Annotated in this window: 16 protein-coding genes; 10 read left to right on the top strand and 6 right to left on the bottom strand. The window is 62.6% G+C overall.

Going from position 1 to position 17,407, the window contains the following annotated elements; genetic code table 11:
• Nucleotides 1-205: 205 nt before the first annotated feature.
• Both HGB51_RS12575 and HGB51_RS20535 read right to left on the bottom strand, forming a co-directional pair.
• Nucleotides 206-745: a hypothetical protein gene (locus HGB51_RS12575; protein ID WP_070208372.1), complete on the bottom strand. Its 540-nt coding sequence runs from the start codon at nt 743-745 to the stop codon at nt 206-208.
• Nucleotides 732-1,160: an HNH endonuclease gene (locus tag HGB51_RS20535; RefSeq protein WP_425505378.1), complete on the bottom strand. Its 429-nt coding sequence runs from the start codon at nt 1,158-1,160 to the stop codon at nt 732-734. The genes HGB51_RS12575 and HGB51_RS20535 overlap by 14 nt, the downstream gene beginning before the upstream one ends.
• A gap of 200 nt (nt 1,161-1,360) precedes the next feature.
• On the opposite strand from HGB51_RS20535, the gene HGB51_RS12580 reads away from it, so the two are divergent.
• The 3 genes from HGB51_RS12580 to HGB51_RS12590 all read left to right on the top strand — a co-directional run bounded on the left by HGB51_RS12580 (nt 1,361) and on the right by HGB51_RS12590 (nt 3,482).
• Nucleotides 1,361-2,275: a hypothetical protein gene (locus tag HGB51_RS12580; protein ID WP_070208371.1), complete on the top strand. Its 915-nt coding sequence runs from the start codon at nt 1,361-1,363 to the stop codon at nt 2,273-2,275.
• A gap of 527 nt (nt 2,276-2,802) precedes the next feature.
• Nucleotides 2,803-3,102 carry a hypothetical protein gene (locus tag HGB51_RS12585; protein ID WP_216666840.1) on the top strand — a complete coding sequence of 100 codons (300 nt, stop codon included), beginning with the start codon at nt 2,803-2,805 and terminating at the stop codon, nt 3,100-3,102.
• A gap of 122 nt (nt 3,103-3,224) precedes the next feature.
• Complete coding sequence (locus HGB51_RS12590) at nt 3,225-3,482, top strand: hypothetical protein (RefSeq protein WP_070208369.1); 258 nt, start codon at nt 3,225-3,227, stop codon at nt 3,480-3,482.
• 499 nt (nt 3,483-3,981) lie between these two features.
• Here HGB51_RS12590 and HGB51_RS12595 read toward each other — a convergent pair whose 3' ends face one another.
• On the bottom strand, nt 3,982-4,338 hold the full coding sequence (locus tag HGB51_RS12595) for a hypothetical protein (RefSeq protein ID WP_070208368.1): 357 nt from the start codon (nt 4,336-4,338) through the stop codon (nt 3,982-3,984).
• Nucleotides 4,339-4,682: 344 nt separating this feature from the next.
• Here HGB51_RS12595 and HGB51_RS12600 point away from each other — a divergent pair, with 344 nt between their 5' ends.
• A complete protein-coding gene (locus tag HGB51_RS12600; RefSeq protein ID WP_070208367.1) occupies nt 4,683-5,288 on the top strand; it encodes a DUF6088 family protein in 606 nt (201 codons plus the stop codon).
• A gap of 159 nt (nt 5,289-5,447) precedes the next feature.
• Here HGB51_RS12600 and HGB51_RS12605 read toward each other — a convergent pair whose 3' ends face one another.
• The gene (locus HGB51_RS12605) at nt 5,448-6,989 is read right to left on the bottom strand and encodes an arylsulfatase (protein ID WP_070208366.1); all 1,542 of its coding nucleotides are present in this window, start codon (nt 6,987-6,989) and stop codon (nt 5,448-5,450) included.
• A gap of 143 nt (nt 6,990-7,132) precedes the next feature.
• Between HGB51_RS12605 and HGB51_RS12610 the strand changes: the two genes are divergently transcribed.
• Complete coding sequence (locus HGB51_RS12610; RefSeq protein ID WP_070208365.1) at nt 7,133-8,137, top strand: 2-hydroxyacid dehydrogenase; 1,005 nt, start codon at nt 7,133-7,135, stop codon at nt 8,135-8,137.
• A 292-nt stretch (nt 8,138-8,429) separates the two neighbouring features.
• Here the strand turns inward: HGB51_RS12610 and HGB51_RS12615 are convergent, their stop codons facing one another.
• The gene (locus HGB51_RS12615) at nt 8,430-8,774 is read right to left on the bottom strand and encodes a SymE family type I addiction module toxin (protein ID WP_070208364.1); all 345 of its coding nucleotides are present in this window, start codon (nt 8,772-8,774) and stop codon (nt 8,430-8,432) included.
• Nucleotides 8,775-9,515: 741 nt separating this feature from the next.
• Here HGB51_RS12615 and cyoA point away from each other — a divergent pair.
• From cyoA to cyoD, 4 genes are read left to right on the top strand one after another with little or no spacing between them, the layout of a single operon-like run.
• Nucleotides 9,516-10,556 (top strand): ubiquinol oxidase subunit II, encoded by a 1,041-nt coding sequence (cyoA, locus tag HGB51_RS12620; RefSeq protein ID WP_070208363.1) that lies wholly within the window; start codon nt 9,516-9,518, stop codon nt 10,554-10,556.
• 8 nt (nt 10,557-10,564) lie between these two features.
• Nucleotides 10,565-12,562: a cytochrome o ubiquinol oxidase subunit I gene (gene cyoB, locus HGB51_RS12625; RefSeq protein WP_070208376.1), complete on the top strand. Its 1,998-nt coding sequence runs from the start codon at nt 10,565-10,567 to the stop codon at nt 12,560-12,562.
• Nucleotides 12,559-13,200, top strand: coding sequence for a cytochrome o ubiquinol oxidase subunit III (cyoC, locus tag HGB51_RS12630; protein WP_070208362.1), 642 nt, complete (start codon nt 12,559-12,561; stop codon nt 13,198-13,200). Before cyoB ends, cyoC begins: the two co-directional genes overlap by 4 nt.
• Nucleotides 13,200-13,547, top strand: coding sequence for a cytochrome o ubiquinol oxidase subunit IV (gene cyoD / locus HGB51_RS12635; protein ID WP_070208361.1), 348 nt, complete (start codon nt 13,200-13,202; stop codon nt 13,545-13,547). Before cyoC ends, cyoD begins: the two co-directional genes overlap by 1 nt.
• 251 nt (nt 13,548-13,798) lie before the next feature.
• On the opposite strand, the gene HGB51_RS12640 is transcribed toward cyoD, so the two are convergent.
• A complete protein-coding gene (locus HGB51_RS12640; protein ID WP_070208360.1) occupies nt 13,799-15,856 on the bottom strand; it encodes a putative bifunctional diguanylate cyclase/phosphodiesterase in 2,058 nt (685 codons plus the stop codon).
• A gap of 169 nt (nt 15,857-16,025) precedes the next feature.
• Between HGB51_RS12640 and radA the strand changes: the two genes are divergently transcribed.
• On the top strand, nt 16,026-17,402 hold the full coding sequence (radA, locus tag HGB51_RS12645) for a DNA repair protein RadA (RefSeq protein WP_070208359.1): 1,377 nt from the start codon (nt 16,026-16,028) through the stop codon (nt 17,400-17,402).
• Nucleotides 17,403-17,407 lie beyond the last annotated feature (5 nt).

The raw sequence follows: 17,407 nt of genomic DNA on the forward strand, positions 1-17,407 counted from the left end.
TTGCGGATGGTTGGTGTCCGCGCTGAGACCTAGGACCTCTTTGACCATCTGGCTTCAGAGGACCTTCCGCTCAGTCAATCGTCATCACGCTCGGAAAGTTCGAGATCCCGACCAGCACGCGACTCTTTGGGGCGAGTCTCCTGGGAGCATTCGCTTGACGCTGGTATGCCGAGACTCGTTACTCTGAGGCTCGGCAAGTGCCGTTTCAGGGACTAGAAATGGGTTCCGCTGTTGCGCCGCATCGCGCAGCCAAGTAGGTGGTAAACATAAGTTCTTTATCGCTGCTGTAGGCTCCACTCAGTTGTTCCAGCCACATCAGGTTGAGCCGGGCATCGAACAGACTTGCAAAGAGGAAATCGTCGGAAGTATCGAGGCGATACGCCTTCACCAGATTGTTAAAGAACTGATTGTTGCTGGAGCCGCCTTTTCCTACTTTGGCCGCTTCGTTCAAGATCGTGGATAGTTCCCCTGCGGCATGTGCGCTAACTGCTGCAATCGCAGACTTCGTGCATGCGCGAGCAATCATGTCTCGGTCAGATACGCCCGAAGTCACGCGAGTCACATCAATGTGCGCGCGGCGCGTGGGTGCTTCTTGCGACAGGGCCTGTGCGCACATCAGTGCTGTTATCGCAAAGGAAAGCAGACCGACTTTGAGGGTTTGTTCAAACTTTAGGGCCAGGTGGACCTTGGTGAGCTTGGGGTCAAACGAGCGCTCATGGGGCTTGATGAGGTCATAAAGGAGCACGTGCAATCCCTGGCGGTAATGAGGTCCACCATTTTCCGCTCATAACGCGCCGTTGCACCAGTGCTCGGAAGGATTCTGGAGAGGGCGCGGGTCCTGGCCGCTTATGGCGGCGATGGTTGCAGCAGGCATGGGCCGCCACCACGTTGTTGGCCGCGTCTTTCCCTCCGTCTTGCTTGGCCACCAAGTGCTCTGCCGTACATTGGAAGGGCGCAGCTGAGCGCGGGCGGAGGCCCAACTCACTGGGACACCGTAGCCACATCGGCAGGTCGCAATAGAAGCAGCGACCGGACTGTGATTCAAATTTGGCGGCGCGAAGAAACTTGAGGCGTTTCTTGCTCATAGGGGGCTCCGGAATCAGAAGACGATTCCCGTGCCTCCTTTTGGAGAACCTCGGGCACCCGGAGCCTATTGGCATGCGGGCACAACGCCGACGCTTCTGCGACCGGCATTCGCTTTATAGCCTGACTCCGAGCCACGCGCAATGCCCGCCGCCGGGGTCGGTGAGCTGCCAGGAGCTGACGAAAAAGGCTCAAGTGGCGGCTGGGACCTGTGGTCTTTTCCTTGGCTCTTTCGCTCGCTATGCTCCGTCGCTCCACCGCGTGCAAGGAACGCCCAATGGAACCCTTTGACTGGTCGAAAGCCCCATTCGCTTCAACCCACTGGCGGGGGCAGGTTATCCCGGACGCCTTACCTATACTGATCCGGTGGGCCCAAGAGGGAGAGCCCCACACCTACAGCGATTTGGCGCAAGAGCTGCATGACCAGTTCGGCCACGCCATAAAGCCCCGGAAGGATCTCTACGGAACCGTTGCCGGAGGTGTAGCACAAGCGATCGAGTGGTTAAGTGGCCAGTGGGAGACGCCGATCCCGCCGCTCCATGTCATCGTGGTGAACAAACAAACGTGGCACCCTGGCGATGGCGCGATCACCATCTCCCCCGCTTACTTTTATGGCAAGAAGTGGAGCACTGAAGAGGAAAAGCGGGCGCACCTTCGTCAAGCCATGGAGGACGTTTTTACCTACCCCGATTGGAACAAAGTAGCGGAAGCGCTTCGTGCTAAGACGCTCACTCCACGATCGGGTGCCAAGCCAGTCGATGCCAACCACCCGCCGATCCCATTGCCCAAGGTTCAGCAAGGGGGAGGTCCAGAGAGCCTTGAGCATCAAGCGCTCAAGCGTTGGGTGAGAGAACATCCGCAGGAACTAATCGATTACGGTTTGTTTGAGACGGGTGAGAACGAGAAGCTGTTGAGCAGCGGTGACCGCTTGGACGTTCTTTTTGACAATGGCAGGCAGCGCTTGGCGGTGGAGGTAAAGACGAGCAAGTGCTCCGAGTCCGAGTTGATGCGAGGTGTTTACCAGTGCGTCAAATACAGGGCGATCCTTCGGGCGGAGCAGTTGGCACTGCGGCATGTGCCCACCGGCGATGCGGTCCTCATATGTCCCCGAGCACCCGGTAAGGAAACGAAGGCGCTCATCAAGCTCTTGAATGTCAACTTCCATCGAGTGCCGACGGATGCGGAGTCCTGAGAGTCATCCGCAAACTTGAAGGAGGGCGAGTGCATGACCCAAGCACATCTCGGCGAGAAAGGACGGGCTACGCGCTCCATCGGGCCCTCGCATGGCCGGGGTGGAACTCCACCCCTGGACTGGAGCCAGCCAGGCCTCAGTGCTGGTGGTTGCGGGTGACTCGTGCCCGCGTGGGGAGTAGTAGCTGTTCCCTCCCCATCTGGCCTCAGAGGGCCCCTCCACACGCCCGATCCTCATATGGCAGGGAACATCTAAAGTGCAATCTGCCCATGATGTTCTTGGGGGCATCGGGAAGTGACATAGGCTGCACGACTGTTTGAGAGAGCCAAGGATCAGTAAGACGGAAATGCCGCTCGTCGGAAAGCCCGCTTGGGGCATAAGTCGCGCACCCATAAAATGCGACAATCGTCACAAATCTTGACTATCCCGACCTCGGCCTGTTCAGCGAAGTGGGATGCAAGGAAGCTGCAGCCTATGCAGGGGGCATAAGGCTGTGGGGACTGATGCCCCCATCCAAGGAGAAGGAAATGAAGAAGCTGTTGCCCATCGTTGTCGCCGGTATCGCCCTCGCGGCCTCTTTTGCCGTTTCGGCACAAAGCCATTCGGTGAAGGGGCATTATCGCTCGGACGGTACTTACGTCCAGCCTCACTACCGTAGCAATGCGAACTCCACCAAGCTGGATAACTACAGCACTGAGGGGAACTACAATCCCTACAACGGGAAGTCCGGCACGGTGGATCCTTACAAGCCAACTCAGAGCAATCCATACGGTAGCCCTTACAACCAGCCCAGAACGCAGCAGCGTCGGTCCGGTTACGGCTACTGAAGTCTAGGCCCCGCATTTGCGGGGCTTTCTTGTATGGCCTCTCGCTAACTAGTCGGACCAGTTGTACGCTTTACCTTAAGGTGCTTGTCTGGCATGGCGCCTCTACAAATCCAGGTTTCCCCATGCGCCCCGAAGAACTCCTGCCCGACAACACGAACGAAACCGAACGCGGCGGCGTGGTGATCCGCAAAGGCACCGTGGGTGCTTTTCTCGCCTCCGTACAGGTTTGGGGCGACCCTGCCGCCAGCGCAGATGCCAAAGCCACGGCAGAAGCGGACATGGTGTCGGTTCTGCCCGCGATGCAGGCGCTTGGTCTGCTTGAGGTGTTCGAGCTGCGCGACCCGGTGCTCAGGGCGTTGGTAGCCAAGCACCTGCCGTAACCTCAGGGCTGCTGTTTCCACCAATCCTTTCGGCCTCTGCCGGTCCGCCGTGCGCGCTCCTTACGCTGCGCTTCTTGCTGTTCCTCGAGAGAGCGGCGGTCAGGCCCGAAGCACATGTGATTGAACATGCCTGCGCGCTCAGCGCGCCTGGGTGGAGTGGTGTCGTGGTTGGTTGTCGTCATCAGCACAGGCTAATGGCGGTCCGTGTCACTCGTTGAGACGAAGCGGCACCACCTCGATTACCTGCGCTCACCACGACGCACGGCTCGAGACTGCGTTGCCGGAGTGTTGGTTCCAGGCCGGACGGTTCCCAAGCGGTCGAAGGGTCTGTACGGTTGGGACCTACTTCAAAGGAACCGAACCACACATGGGAAGCTTCTCAATCTGGCATGCGCTGATCCTGCTCATCATGCTGGCGCTGCCGGTTGCAGCTGTCGTGGCAGTCGTTCTCTTCCTGAATTTCCGCCGTCGCGCAGGCAAATGATGCGGCAGGAGCGCGTCAGCGCTTGACGCGCCGACTGAACCGCCCGTTGATGGTCACCGTTCTCTGCGCCAACCCGAACAGAAGCTGGCGCAGGTAACCACCCATCGCCCCTGCGGCGAGGCCGGCGACTACACGGCGTGCGGGCTGAAGCGCACCCCGGGCGCGCTCCGCAAGCCAGGGCAGGGTAGCCACCAACTGGCTGCCCAGCACCAAGGCCAATACATCGAGCCCAACCATATCCACCAGCGCCGCCAAGGGTGCCAGCTCCGGGTTGCATGCCAACAGCAGCACCAGAACCACGGTGGATACCGCTATCACCCGGCGACCGGCCGTGCTGGCGGTGAATCTACGCAGAGCGGAGAACAGGGGCACGGAGGTTACTCGCGTGGGGTCTGTCTTCGATCATGGGGCCGTCAGCGGCCGGGTTCAACGCCCCCACCGGGGTAGCCTCGGCGATTTTCTCCAGCGCATGGTCCTGGGTGGAGGTGGGAACCTTTTAGCGTGGTGAGAGTTCCTCGACTGTTTCTTGGGTCGGTGCGCGACTGCGATGCCCAAACTGATCTGAGGCCGCTGATCGATGAACCATTTCCGGCAGTAACGATAAATTATCAATGTGACGCCTTTGATGGGCCTTTGGTCGGCCAGAGGTATCCCCACGCTACTTTTTGTTAGATATGTGAAAGAAATATCTAACAATCCGAACGATCCTTCCTGCCATGACCGCGTCCAAGTCCATCCGCCAGAAGATCGCCTCGCTGCCGCGCAATGAGCCCTTCACCCCGGTTCTGTTTGTTGGGCTGGGCTCTCGCGCGGCCATCGACCAGACCCTCATGCGCCTGACCAAGGAAGGCGACATTGAGCGCGTGGGACGTGGTGTGTATGTGCGCCCGCGCCCAACCGCGTTCGGCTTCAACGCCAAGCCGACGGCGGAACAGGTGGCACATGCCATTGCTAAAGCGGAAAACGCGACCATCGAGATCCAAGGCGCTGAAGCTGCTCGCCGTTTTGGCTTCTCTACCCAGATGCCCACTCAGCCGGTGTACCTCACGTCGGGGTCGTCGCGCCGCCTGAAGTTGGGCAGGCTCCGCCTGACCCTCAAGCATGTCTCGCCGCGGAAGCTGGCCTTGGCCGGTACCGAGGCCGGCCCAGCCATGTCTGCGTTGTGGTATCTGGGCAAGTCAGAGGTCAGTGAACGGACCTTCGCCCAGCTGGCCCGTCAAATGCCGGCTGATGCGTTCCGCATGTTGTCCGCGAACAAGGCGAGGATGCCCTCCTGGATGTCGAGCGCCCTGACCCGTTACGAGAACCGCGCCTGTATCTGAGCCTGGCAGCTGGAATGCTCAGCGTGTCACTGCCAAACTTCGACGAAGTTCTGGCAGACATACACGCTGAGCGAAACAGGATAAACGCGGCCGTTCAAGCCTATCGGAAGGCTGTCGCGGCCGCGGAAGGTGCAGAAAACACGACGGAAGCGTCCTGATTCAACGCCCCCCGGAGGTGGCATCGACAATCTTCTCCATTGCCTGGTCTAGGGTGAAGGAAGCCGCCTTCTGGCGCGGCGGGAACTCCTTGAACGAGTCCAGGAACGGCTGCACCACCGCCAGGCCGAGGTTGATCTGCGGCACGTGGTCGATGAACCAGTCGTAGTAGGTGTTGGAGGTGATGTCCGCCCGTTCGTACGGGTCGGTGCGCAGGTTGAAGAGCTTGGGTATGCGCAGTACCACCAGCGGCTCGGCCCAGATCCGCATCGTGCCCGGTACGCGCTGTTCCATGAAGACCAGCTTCCAGTTGCCTGCACGCAGCGCGACCAGGTTGCCGTCGTCGTCAAAGTAGACCAGGCCCTTGCGCGGGCTGGGCACACCCTCCTTGGTCAGGAAGTCGGTCAGGTCATAGCCGTCGATATGCACCTTGTAGGTGGTATCGCCAATCTTGTGGCCCTTCTTCAACTTGTCGACGATTTTCGGCTCGCCCGCCGCCGCGAGGAAGGTCGGCAGCCAGTCGTGGTGCTGCACGATGTCGTTGCTCACCACCCCGGCCGGCACCTGGTTGGGCCAGCGCACCACCAGCGGAATGCGGAACGCGCCTTCCCAGTTGGTGTCCTTCTCGTTGCGGAACGGGGTCATCGCACCGTCCGGCCAGGTGTTCATGTGCGGGCCGTTGTCGGTGGAGTAGATCACGATGGTGTTTTCGGTGATGCCCAGCTCGTCCAGCACGTCCAGCACGGTGCCCACGTTCTTGTCGTGGTCGATCATGGTGTCGTGATAACGCGACTGGTCTTCGCCGGCCTGGCCAATGCTTTCCGGCTTGGTGTGCGTGCGCAGGTGCATGTGGGTGAAGCACACCCAGGTGAAGAACGGTTTGCCGGCCGCGTGCTGGCGCTTGATGAAGTCGACCGCGCAGTCCGCGAAATCATCGTCGCAGGTTTCCATGCGCAACTTGGTCAGTGGGCCGGTGTCTTCGATACGCTGCTTGCCGATGCGGCCCCAGCGCGGCTCTTCCGTGCTGTCGTCCTTGTCGCTGGCGAAGCTGCGCAGCACGCCGCGCGGCCCGAGCTTCTTGAAGAACTCCGGGTCCTTAGGGTAATCCGGCAGTTCCGGCTCCTCTTCGGCATTGAGGTGGTAAAGGTTGCCGTAGAACTCGTCGAAACCGTGGACCGTGGGCAGGAACCGGTTCTGGTCGCCAAGGTGGTTCTTGCCGAACTGGCCGGTGGCGTAGCCCTGTTCCTTGAGCAGTTCGGCGATGGTCACGTCCTCGGCCTGCAGGCCGACCGGCGAGCCGGGAATGCCGACCTTGGTCAGCCCGGTGCGGAAGCCGCTCTGCCCGGTGATGAAGGAGGCGCGGCCGGCGGTGCAGCTCTGCTCGCCGTAGGCGTCGGTGAAGCGCATGCCCTCACGGGCGAGCCGGTCGACGTTGGGCGTGCGGTAGCCCATCAACCCATCGGTGTAACAGCTGAGGTTGCTGATGCCGATGTCGTCGCCCCAAATCACCACGATGTTGGGTTTGGCCGCGCTTTTGGAACTCATGGGGATTGCCTCCGATGGATGCTCCCAGAGTGGAATGCCGGCCGGGGCTTGGCATCCGAAGGACTACTGGCATGCGCTGCGTAGTTGTACTGGAGATGGCCTGAATGCGTTACCGTCAGGACACGCTCCCCCAAGGCCTTGTCATGAAGACTGCAGTTTTCAGTGCCCGCCCTTACGACCGCCATTTCCTGGAAGCTGCCAACCAGCAGAGGGGTACGGCAGATGCCTTCACGTTCGAGTACTTCGATGTGGGCCTGGACCTGGCAACTGCCACGCTGGCGCAGGATTGCCAGGCCGTCTGCGTATTCGTTAACGACCGCCTGGATGCACCGGTGCTGCGCGCCCTGCATACCCTGGGCGTGCGTGCGGTGCTGCTGCGCTGCGCGGGCTTCAATAATGTGGACGTTGCGGCGGCCGAGCAGCTGGGCCTGTTCGTGGCGCGGGTGCCGGCGTACTCGCCTGAGGCGGTGGCCGAGCATGCGGCGGCGCTGATCATGACGCTCAACCGGCAGACCCATCGAGCCTACAACCGCGTGCGAGAGGGCAACTTCATGCTGGACGGGCTGCTGGGCCGCACCCTGCATGGCCGGACTGTGGGCATCGTGGGCACCGGCAAGATCGGGCTGGCTACTGCGCGCATCATGAAGGGCTTGGGCTGCACGGTACTGGGGTTCGATCCGTACCCGTCGCCCGCGTTTGCACAGATTGGCGAAGCGGTGGCGCTGGAGGAGCTGCTGACCCGCGCGGACATCGTCTCGCTGCATTGCCCGCTGACCCCGGAGACCCATCACCTCATCAACGAGGAATCGCTGGCGCGGATGAAGCCCGGCGCGATGCTGGTGAACACCTCGCGCGGTGGGCTGGTGAATACCGATGCGGTGGTGCGCGCACTGAAGTCACGCCACCTCGGGCACCTGGCCATTGATGTGTACGAGCAGGAAAGCGCGCTGTTCTTTCAGGACCTCTCGGGCGAGATCATCGACGATGACCTGTTCCAGCGCCTGATGACGTTCCCGAACGTGCTGGTGACCGGTCACCAGGGTTTCTTCACGGTCGAGGCGCTGCAGGAAATCTGCAGCATCACCTTGGGCAACCTGGCCGACTTCGCCAATGGAGTGGAGTGCAGTAACAGGGTGTCGGCTGCTTAGGCAGCTTTGGAATGACCGTCACTCAGTCGCGTCCTTCTTGCCCGCGAAGGCGGCGTCGAGGCGTGCCTGCAGGCCGGCCTTAACCTGATCCATGTGCCGCGCAGCTTCTTCCCTGGACAAGGCCGGACGGGGATCAGCACGTGCATCCCGCATGCCTTGGCGCAGAGGTTCGGTGTATGCGGTATTTTCGCGAGCCCGCTTGAGGGCGTCGTCGCGATCGGGGCGACGGCGACGGTTCTCTGGATCATCCGAGTAGCCATTGGCATCCACTTGGGAGTAGGAGGGCGACTGCCTACGCAGCTTTTGCCTCCCGGTCTTCCACGCCGGTGTAACGGACGGCGGGTTTTTCGGGCTCGCCATTCACGAGCCCAAGGGGCTCGCCGTTCCATAACGGTGTGATGACAATCCGGCCCTGGAAGGCTTCTATCCGCACCTGTGCGCCGACGGCGAAGCCGAAGGTCCGCATCCAGGCACCGCTCAGGGTGATCAGGGGGAGGGGGCCGAACTCGTCGCGGCAGTGCTCGTCGATCTGCGGCACGGCGCGGATGTTGTGGGCGTAGCGGGGCCGGTAGCGGGGCAGCAGTGGCAACGGCGGGGTAGGCGGTTCTAGGGGCGACTGGTCCGGAGCGAGCGTCATGTGTTTGCCTCCATCAAGGGAATGGCCCTCGCCGTTTAGGGCGAGGGCGTCGGGAGGTCAAAACCGTGCAAGTCATACGGCGGGCATATTCCCCGTGAAGGGTCTTGTATTAGCCGCCCTCCCGACATGGGACACCACTAGTTTCGACTTGCGGAGTTTTGAGCTCCGGGGCCGACCTTCGGCAGATCTGCCCGACGAGGCAAAGTGATTGTTTCTGTTGAATTTTCGATTTCGATAGGCTGTGCCTACTGATTGACGTGACTGACCCGTGCAGCGCGTGAAATGGTGCTTTGGGGTGTGACCGTGGGCACAATTGGGGGTGGCGGCCGTGGCGACAGCCTCGACGTGGATCGGTTTGGGTGGTGTCGTGAAAGGCGCAGGCTCGGTGAGGGTTGCGTCGGTCGTTCAGCCGGGCAGAGCCCGGCTCTACCCGGTAGGTAGCCAGGGCGGGACGCAACGCCGACCGGGCCACGCCGACGCCCCGCCGTCATTCATGTCTATACATGTGCGCAGGATTGCCGAATTCGTCACTTGCCCGCGCAGTGCGACAACGTGTCGCAGCCAATTCAGGCCTCTTCCTGCGCTGGATCATTGTCAATGGACTTCTTAAATGGTGCATAACGGCATAAAATCAGGGGGCTGACATGTACGTCCTCCGTGCCGCCCCTTGGGACCGGTACACCTGCCTTTGGCTGGCGGGGCGCGCTTGAGATGGCATTCCCTACGCAATTGGATCGACCGATGATTCCGTTGAAACCCCTTGGGCGCTGGTTGCGCCCGGGCCTGCTGTTGGCTTTGTCCGTGTTCCTGACGGGCTGCAGCTCGGCCATTCTCGACCCGAAGGGCCAGATCGGCCATGACCAGAAGACGCTGCTGATCACGGCTACCGTGCTCATGCTGCTGGTGGTCGTGCCGGTCATCATCATGACCCTCGCCTTCGCCTGGAAGTACCGTGCCTCGAACACCAAGGCCCGTTACGAGCCGAAGTGGTCGCATTCCACCGCCATCGAAGTGGTGGTGTGGTCGATCCCCTGCATGATCGTGCTGGTGCTGGCAGTGCTGACCTGGCGCTCCTCGCACTCGCTCGACCCGTACCGACCGCTCGAGTCGGACACCAAGCCGGTAGTGATCGAAGCCATCTCGCTGGACTGGAAGTGGTTGTTCATCTATCCGGAAGAGAACATCGCGACGGTCAACGAGATCACCTTCCCGGTCGATACCCCGCTGAACTTCAAGATCACGTCCGACTCGGTGATGAATGCGTTCTTCATCCCGCAGCTGGGCACGATGATCTACTCGATGACCGGCATGGAGACCAAGCTCCATCTGATCGCCAACGAGATCGGTGAGTTCCCGGGCATGTCCTCACACTACAGCGGCGCGGGCTTCAGCAAGATGCACTTCACGGCGCATTCGGTGACCAACGAGCAGTACCAGCAGTGGCTGGCCAAAGTACGCGCCGAGTCCAATACGCTGGACAAGACCGCCTTTGCTGCCCTGGTGGACGACAAGAACCACGACTGGCACCCGGTGACCTATTTCGGCACCAGCGAAGCCGGCCTGTTCGACTGGGTCATCGCCAAGCACATGGGCAACAACCAGCACTACGGCATGGACCACAAGGCGATGTCGCACGAAGGCCATGAAATGCCGGCCGGTGACCATGAAGGCCACGACGCAGCTGCCGCTCCGGCAGGTGCCGACGCGGCCGACCATGCCGAACACACTGCAGACGAGCACGCCGCCGCCGGTCACGCCGGCCACGCGGGCTCGGGAGAATAAGCATGAATCTGTTGGGTAAACTGACATTCGCTGACATCCCGCACGACCCGATCATCATGACCACGCTGGTAGGCGCGGGCATCGGTGGTCTGCTCCTGCTGGCGGTCATCACCAAGTTCAAGCTGTGGGGCTACCTCTGGAAAGAGTGGTTCACCTCGGTCGACCACAAGAAGATCGGCGTGATGTACCTCATCGTCGCCTTCGTCATGCTGCTGCGCGGCTTTGCCGACGCCATCATGATGCGTGCCCAGCAGGCCATCGCCGCCAATGGCGCCGAAGGCTTCCTGCCGCCGCATCACTACGACCAGATCTTCACCGCCCACGGCGTGATCATGATCTTCTTCGTGGCGATGCCGCTGATCACCGGCCTGATGAACGTGGTGGTGCCGCTGCAGATCGGCGCACGCGACGTGGCCTTCCCGTTCGTCAACTCGCTCAGCTTCTGGCTGTTCGTGGCGGGCGCGGGCCTGGTGATGATCTCGCTGGGTGTCGGTGAGTTCGCGCAGACCGGTTGGCTGGCCTTCCCGCCGTTGTCGGGCAAGGAGTACAGCCCAGGGGTAGGTGTCGACTACTACATCTGGGGCCTGCAGGTTGCAGGCCTGGGTACGACACTGAGCGGTATCAACTTCTTCATCACCATCTTGAAGATGCGTACCCCGGGCATGAAGCTGATGCACATGCCGGTGTTCACCTGGACCGCGCTGGTCACCAACGTGCTCATCATCGCTGCGTTCCCGGTGCTGACCGTCACCCTGGTGCTGCTGACCCTGGACCGTTACCTGGGCACGCACTTCTTTACCAATGACGGTGGCGGCAACGCCATGCTGTACATCAACCTGATCTGGATCTGGGGTCACCCGGAAGTCTATATCCTGGTGCTGCCGGCCTTCGGTGTGTTCTCGGAAGTGATCGCGACCTACTCGCGCAAGGCGCTGTTCGGTTACAAGGGCATGGTGTACGCCACTGCCTGTATCGGCGTGCTGTCCTTCATCGTGTGGCTGCACCACTTCTTCACCATGGGTTCGGGTGCCAACGTCAATGCCTTCTTCGGCATCACGACAATGATCATCTCCATTCCCACCGGCGTGAAGATCTTCAACTGGCTGTTCACCATGTTCCGCGGTCGCGTGCAGTTCACCACCCCGGTGCTGTGGACGATCGGCTTCATGGTGACCTTCACCATCGGCGGCATGACCGGCGTGATGCTGGCCATTCCGGCCATCGACTTCGTGCTGCACAACAGCCTGTTCCTGATCGCGCACTTCCATAACGTGATCATCGGCGGCGTGGTGTTCGGCATGTTCGCGGGCATCAGCTACTGGTGGCCGAAGATGTTCGGCTTCCGCCTCAATGAAACCTGGGGCAAGGCTGCGTTCTGGTGCTGGTTCATCGGCTTCTATGTGGCCTTCATGCCGCTGTACGTGCTCGGCTTCATGGGCATGACCCGTCGCATGCAGAGCTACCCGAACCCGGAATACCAGCCGTTCCTGATCGTGGCTGCCTTCGGTGCGGCGATCATCGGCGCCGGCATCCTGTGCCAGGTGATCCAGATCGCTGTGTCGATCCGCGACCGCAAGAAGACCGCCGACCTGACCGGCGACCCGTGGGACGCCCGTACGCTGGAGTGGGAAACCTCTTCGCCGCCGTCGTTCTACAACTTCGGTTCGCTGCCCAAGGTCACCGAACTGGACGACTTCTGGGAGCGCAAGCAGCGTGGTGAGGCGTGGGAACGCCCGGCGAAGTACACCGATATCCACATGCCGCGCAACACCGGCACCGGTGTGGTGATCGGCGCCTTCAGCCTGGTGTTCGGCTTCGCGATGATCTGGCACATCTGGTGGCTGGCCATCATCGGCCTGGTCGGCATGATCGGTACCTTCATCTGGCGCACCTTCGACAAGGACACGGATTACTACGTGCCGGCTGCCGAAGTGGAGCGCATCGAAACTGAGCACCGCCGTCACCTGCAGGCGCAGGGTCTGGTGAAATCGGAGTTGCAGGCATGAGCAGCACTATCGCCAACACCGTGAACCACGGGCACGCCGCACACGCGGCGGCCCATGGCCACGACGACCACGAGCACCACGACACCGGCGAGAACACCGTCTTCGGTTTCTGGGTGTACCTGATGAGCGACTGCCTCATCTTCGCCAGCCTGTTCGCGACCTACATCGTGCTGGCCGGCGGCACCAACGGTGGCCCGGGTCCGAAGGACCTGTTCGACCTGACCTTCGTAGCGTGGGAAACCACGCTGCTGCTGGTGTCCTCGCTGACCTTCGGCCTGGGCATGATCGCGCTGCACAAGCACAAGGTTGGCCAGATGTACCTGTGGCTGGGCCTGACCTGGCTGCTGGGCTTCGGCTTCATGGTCATGGAAGTGTGGGAGTTCAACCACCTCATCCATGAGGGCTTCGGTCCGGACCACAGTGCTTTCCTGTCGGCGTTCTTCGCGCTGGTGGGCACCCACGGCCTGCACGTGAGCGCCGGCCTGCTGTGGCTGCTGATCATGTTCATCCAGATCAAGCAGAACGGCCTGACCCCGACCAACAAGACCCGCATGGCGTGCCTGAGCCTGTTCTGGCACTTCCTGGACCTGATCTGGATCGGCGTGTTCTCCGTCGTCTACCTGAAGGGAGCGCTGTAATGGCACATGACAATCACGCACACGACCACGGCCACGGCGCCGCTGGCGAGAGCCACGGCAGCGTCAAGTCGTACCTGGTCGGTTTCCTGTTGGCGGCGGTGCTCACCATCATCCCGTTCTGGGCCGTGATGAAGGGCGGCCTGCCGGTGTTCACCACCGGTGTGATCATCATCGTGGCGGCAATTCTGCAGATCTTCGTGCACCTGATCTTCTTCCTGCACCTGAACCGCTCGTCGGAACAGCGCTGGAACGTCAGTGCGGCGGCCTTCACCGTCGTGGTGATCGGCATCATCGTCGCCGGCACGCTGTGGGTCATGCACAATATGAACGTGCACATGATGCATTGACGTCTTCGGATGTCGCGCAAGCAGAAAGGCCGCCCGGAAGGGCGGCCTTTTTGTTTGTAATTGCATGAGATGAGGCATCGGTAGGGTCGGTTCCCAAACGACCGCCGATAACGCATCAACGTCCGGTAACGCATGACCTGTGACGGAAACGCGCCTTCGTTTGGAGGTCATGCGTTAACGAACCTGGCATCGCTATCGGCGGTCGTTTGGGAACCGACCCTACCGGTGACGCATCTCTCCATTTCCATGCATCACGCCGCGTTGCGCAGGAACTCTTCGGCGTCTACCGGCCTGCCCAGGTGATACCCCTGCAGCAGGTCGCAACCCAGCTCATTGAGGTACGCGCGCTGCCCGGCGGTCTCCACGCCCTCGGCCACGATCTGCAGCTGCAGCGAACGGCCCAGCGCAACGATGGAAGACACGATCGCCGCATCTTCCGCGTTGTCTTCCAGATCCCGCACGAACGCGCGGTCGATCTTCAGTTCGGTGGCCGGCATGCGCTTGAGGTACAGCAGGCTGGAATACCCGGTGCCGAAGTCGTCGATGGAAATCTTCACCCCCATGTCGGTCAGGCCATGCAGGATCTGCAGGCTCGCTTCCACGTCCTGCATCGCAGTGGTTTCGGTGACTTCCAGGGTCAGGTGGTGCGGCGCCAAGGCATGCTTTTCCAGCGTGTTCTTCACCGTTTCAAGCAGGTTGGTGGAAGAGAACTGGAGCGGCGAAAGGTTCACCGCCATCGACCAGTCCGGATGCCCGGCGTCATGCCACTGCCGCAGCTGCGCACAGGCCTGGTCCAGCACCCAGTCGCCCAGCTGCAGGATCAAGCCGCTGCGCTCGGCGATGGGAATGAAGGTGTCCGGCCCCAGCAGCCCCAGCCCCGGGTGTTGCCAGCGCACCAGCGCTTCGGCGCCGATCACGCCGCCACCGTCGGCACGGAACTTGGGCTGGTAATGCAGCACCATCTCGTCGCGCTGCATCGCGCGGCGCAGCTCCTGCAGCAGCTTGAGCTGGCGGTTGGCGCTGACGTGCATGGATTCGGTGAAGAAGGTATGCCCGTTCCGGCCTGAATCCTTGGTGTGGTACATCGCCGCGTCGGCGTGCGCCATCAGCTCGCGCTCGGTGGTGGCGTCGGTCGGGTACATCGCAATGCCCAGGCTGGCGGTGACCTGCAGCTCCACGCCGTCGATCTCGAACGGCTCGCCCACCGTGGCGATGATGCGCTCGGCAATTTCGGCCGCATCTTCCGGCACGTCCAGCTGGATCACGATGACGAACTCGTCGCCGCCCAGCCGCGCGAAGGTGTCGTGGCCGCGAAGCAGCCCCTTCACCCGCTCGCTGACCTGGATCAGGAGCTTGTCGCCGGTCTGGTGGCCGTAGGCGTCGTTGACCGCCTTGAACCCGTCCAGATCGCAGAACATCACCGCGAAGCTGAAATTGCGGCGCTTGGCCTTCTCGATGGTCTGCTCGATCCGGTCCTGCAGCAGCATGCGGTTGGGCAGCTGGGTCAGCGGGTCGTGCAGGGCGGCCTGCATGAGCTTCTCGTTGGCCTGGGCCAGCGACTCGGCCAGCAGGCCGGTGCGGGTGCGCATCTGGCGGTCGAACAGCGAGGCGATCAGCGCGATGCCCAGCGTGCCCAGGGTGGTGACGATGACCAGCACCGCCAGCCATTTGGTGTCCAGGCCGCCCGCGTAGGCCGCCCCGCAGATGCTGCCTTCCGGAAAATTGGCCGCCGCCATGCCGGTGTAGTGCATGCCCACGATGGCCAGGCCCATCACCAGCGAGGCCAGCCCGCGCAGCAGGGTGGGGCGGCGCTGTTCGGTTCGCAGCCGGAAGGCGATCCACAGCGCGGCGCCGGCGGCGACAATCGCGATCACCAGCGAGGCGGCGAACCACAACGGGTCGTATTCGATGCCCGGTTCCATGCGCATCGCCGCCATGCCCAGGTAGTGCATGCAGGCAATGCCCAGCCCCATCAGCACCGCACCGGCGATCAGGCGCGGCCATGGCAGAGCTGGGCGCGACACCAGCCACAGCGCATAGGCCGAGGCACCCACCGAGGCTGCCAGCGAGTACAGGGTGATGGCCAGGTCGTAGCCGACCGGAATGGGCAGGTGGAAGGCCAGCATGCCCACGAAGTGCATGGACCAGATGCCCAGGCCCATGGCGGCGGCGCCACCGGCGAGCCACCAGCGGGCCACGCGGCCTTCGGTGCTGGCCAGCCGGCCGGCCATGTCCAGCGCCGTGTACGAGGCGAGGATGGCAACCAGCAGCGCGAAAACGACGAGACTCTGGCTGTAGCTGCCGGTCATGGAGAAGCCTGGGGGGACATGGGGAAGGAAAGGCGCGGGCGCCCGCCACGGTATCGGCCGGGACGGCACAATGTTGAGCGGGGGCATTCAGCCGGCGGTTGGGCGCACGTCTCGGTTGCTGCGACGCGGCTCGGCTATCCTGCCGCACAGACGATGAATTGGATTTGACATGGCCAAGCGGCTCACCGCCTACGTGTGCACCGAATGCGGCGCGGAATACAGCAAGTGGCAGGGACAGTGCACCGAGTGCGGCGCCTGGAACGTGCTGAGCGAAATCACGCTGGAAAGTGCGACCGCCGCCAAGTCGCCGGCGGCGCGCCGCTCGGGCTGGGCCGGCAAGGTCGACGCGCCGAAGATCATGGCGCTCAAGGACGTGCAGCAGACCGAGCACCTGCGCGTGAGCACCGGCATCGGCGAGTTCGACCGCGTGCTCGGTGGTGGCCTGGTCGAAGGCGCGGTGGTGCTGGTCGGCGGCGACCCGGGCATCGGCAAGTCGACCCTGCTGCTGCAGGCGGTGGCGAAGATGGCCGCCGGGTTGCCGGTGCTGTACATCACCGGCGAGGAGTCGCTGTCGCAGGTGGCCGGGCGCGCAGTGCGGTTGGACCTCCCGCTGGACAACGTCAACGCGCTGGCCGAAACCCAGGTGGAGGCGATCCTGCAGCATGCGAGCGCGGCCAAGCCGAAGCTGATCGTGGCCGACTCGGTGCAGACGCTGTGGACCGAATCGCTCACCGCCGCGCCGGGCTCGGTCAGCCAGGTGCGCGAGAGTGCGGCGCGGCTGGTGCGGTTCGCCAAGGAAACCGGCACCGCCGTGTTCCTGGTCGGCCACGTGACCAAGGAGGGCGGCATTGCCGGCCCGCGCGTGCTCGAGCACATGGTGGACGCGGTGCTGTACTTCGAAGGCGAGAGCGGCAGCCGTTTCCGCCTGCTGCGCGCGTTCAAGAACCGCTTCGGTGCGGTCAACGAGCTGGGCGTGTTCGCGATGGGCGAGAAGGGCCTGAAGGAAGTGTCCAACCCTTCTGCGATCTTCCTCTCCGGCGGCAGCACCCGTCAGCCGGGCAGCTGCGTGATGGTCACCCGTGAGGGCACCCGGCCGCTGCTGGTCGAAGTGCAGGCGCTGGTGGACGCCTCGCCGCTGTCCAACCCGCGCCGGGTGGCGGTGGGCCTGGACCAGAACCGGCTGGCCATGCTGCTGGCGGTGCTGCATCGCCACGGGGGCGTGCTGGTCGGCGACCAGGATGTGTTCGTGAACGTCGTGGGCGGGATCCGCGTGCAGGAAACCGCCGTGGACCTGCCGGTGCTGCTGGCGGTGCTGTCCTCGCTGCAGGACCGGCCGCTGGCCGAGAAGACGATTGCCTTCGGCGAAGTCGGCCTGTCCGGCGAGATCCGCCCGGTCCCCAACGGCGAAGACCGCCTGCGCGAAGCGGCCACCCACGGCTTCAAGCGCGCCATCGTGCCCAAGGCCAACGCCCCGAAGACCGGCAGCGTAAAGGGCATGGAAGTAATCGCAGTAGAGCGCCTGTCAGAAGCGATCGACGCGATCTGACGCGG

This window comes from Stenotrophomonas bentonitica (assembly GCF_013185915.1).
GTDB lineage: Bacteria > Pseudomonadota > Gammaproteobacteria > Xanthomonadales > Xanthomonadaceae > Stenotrophomonas > Stenotrophomonas bentonitica.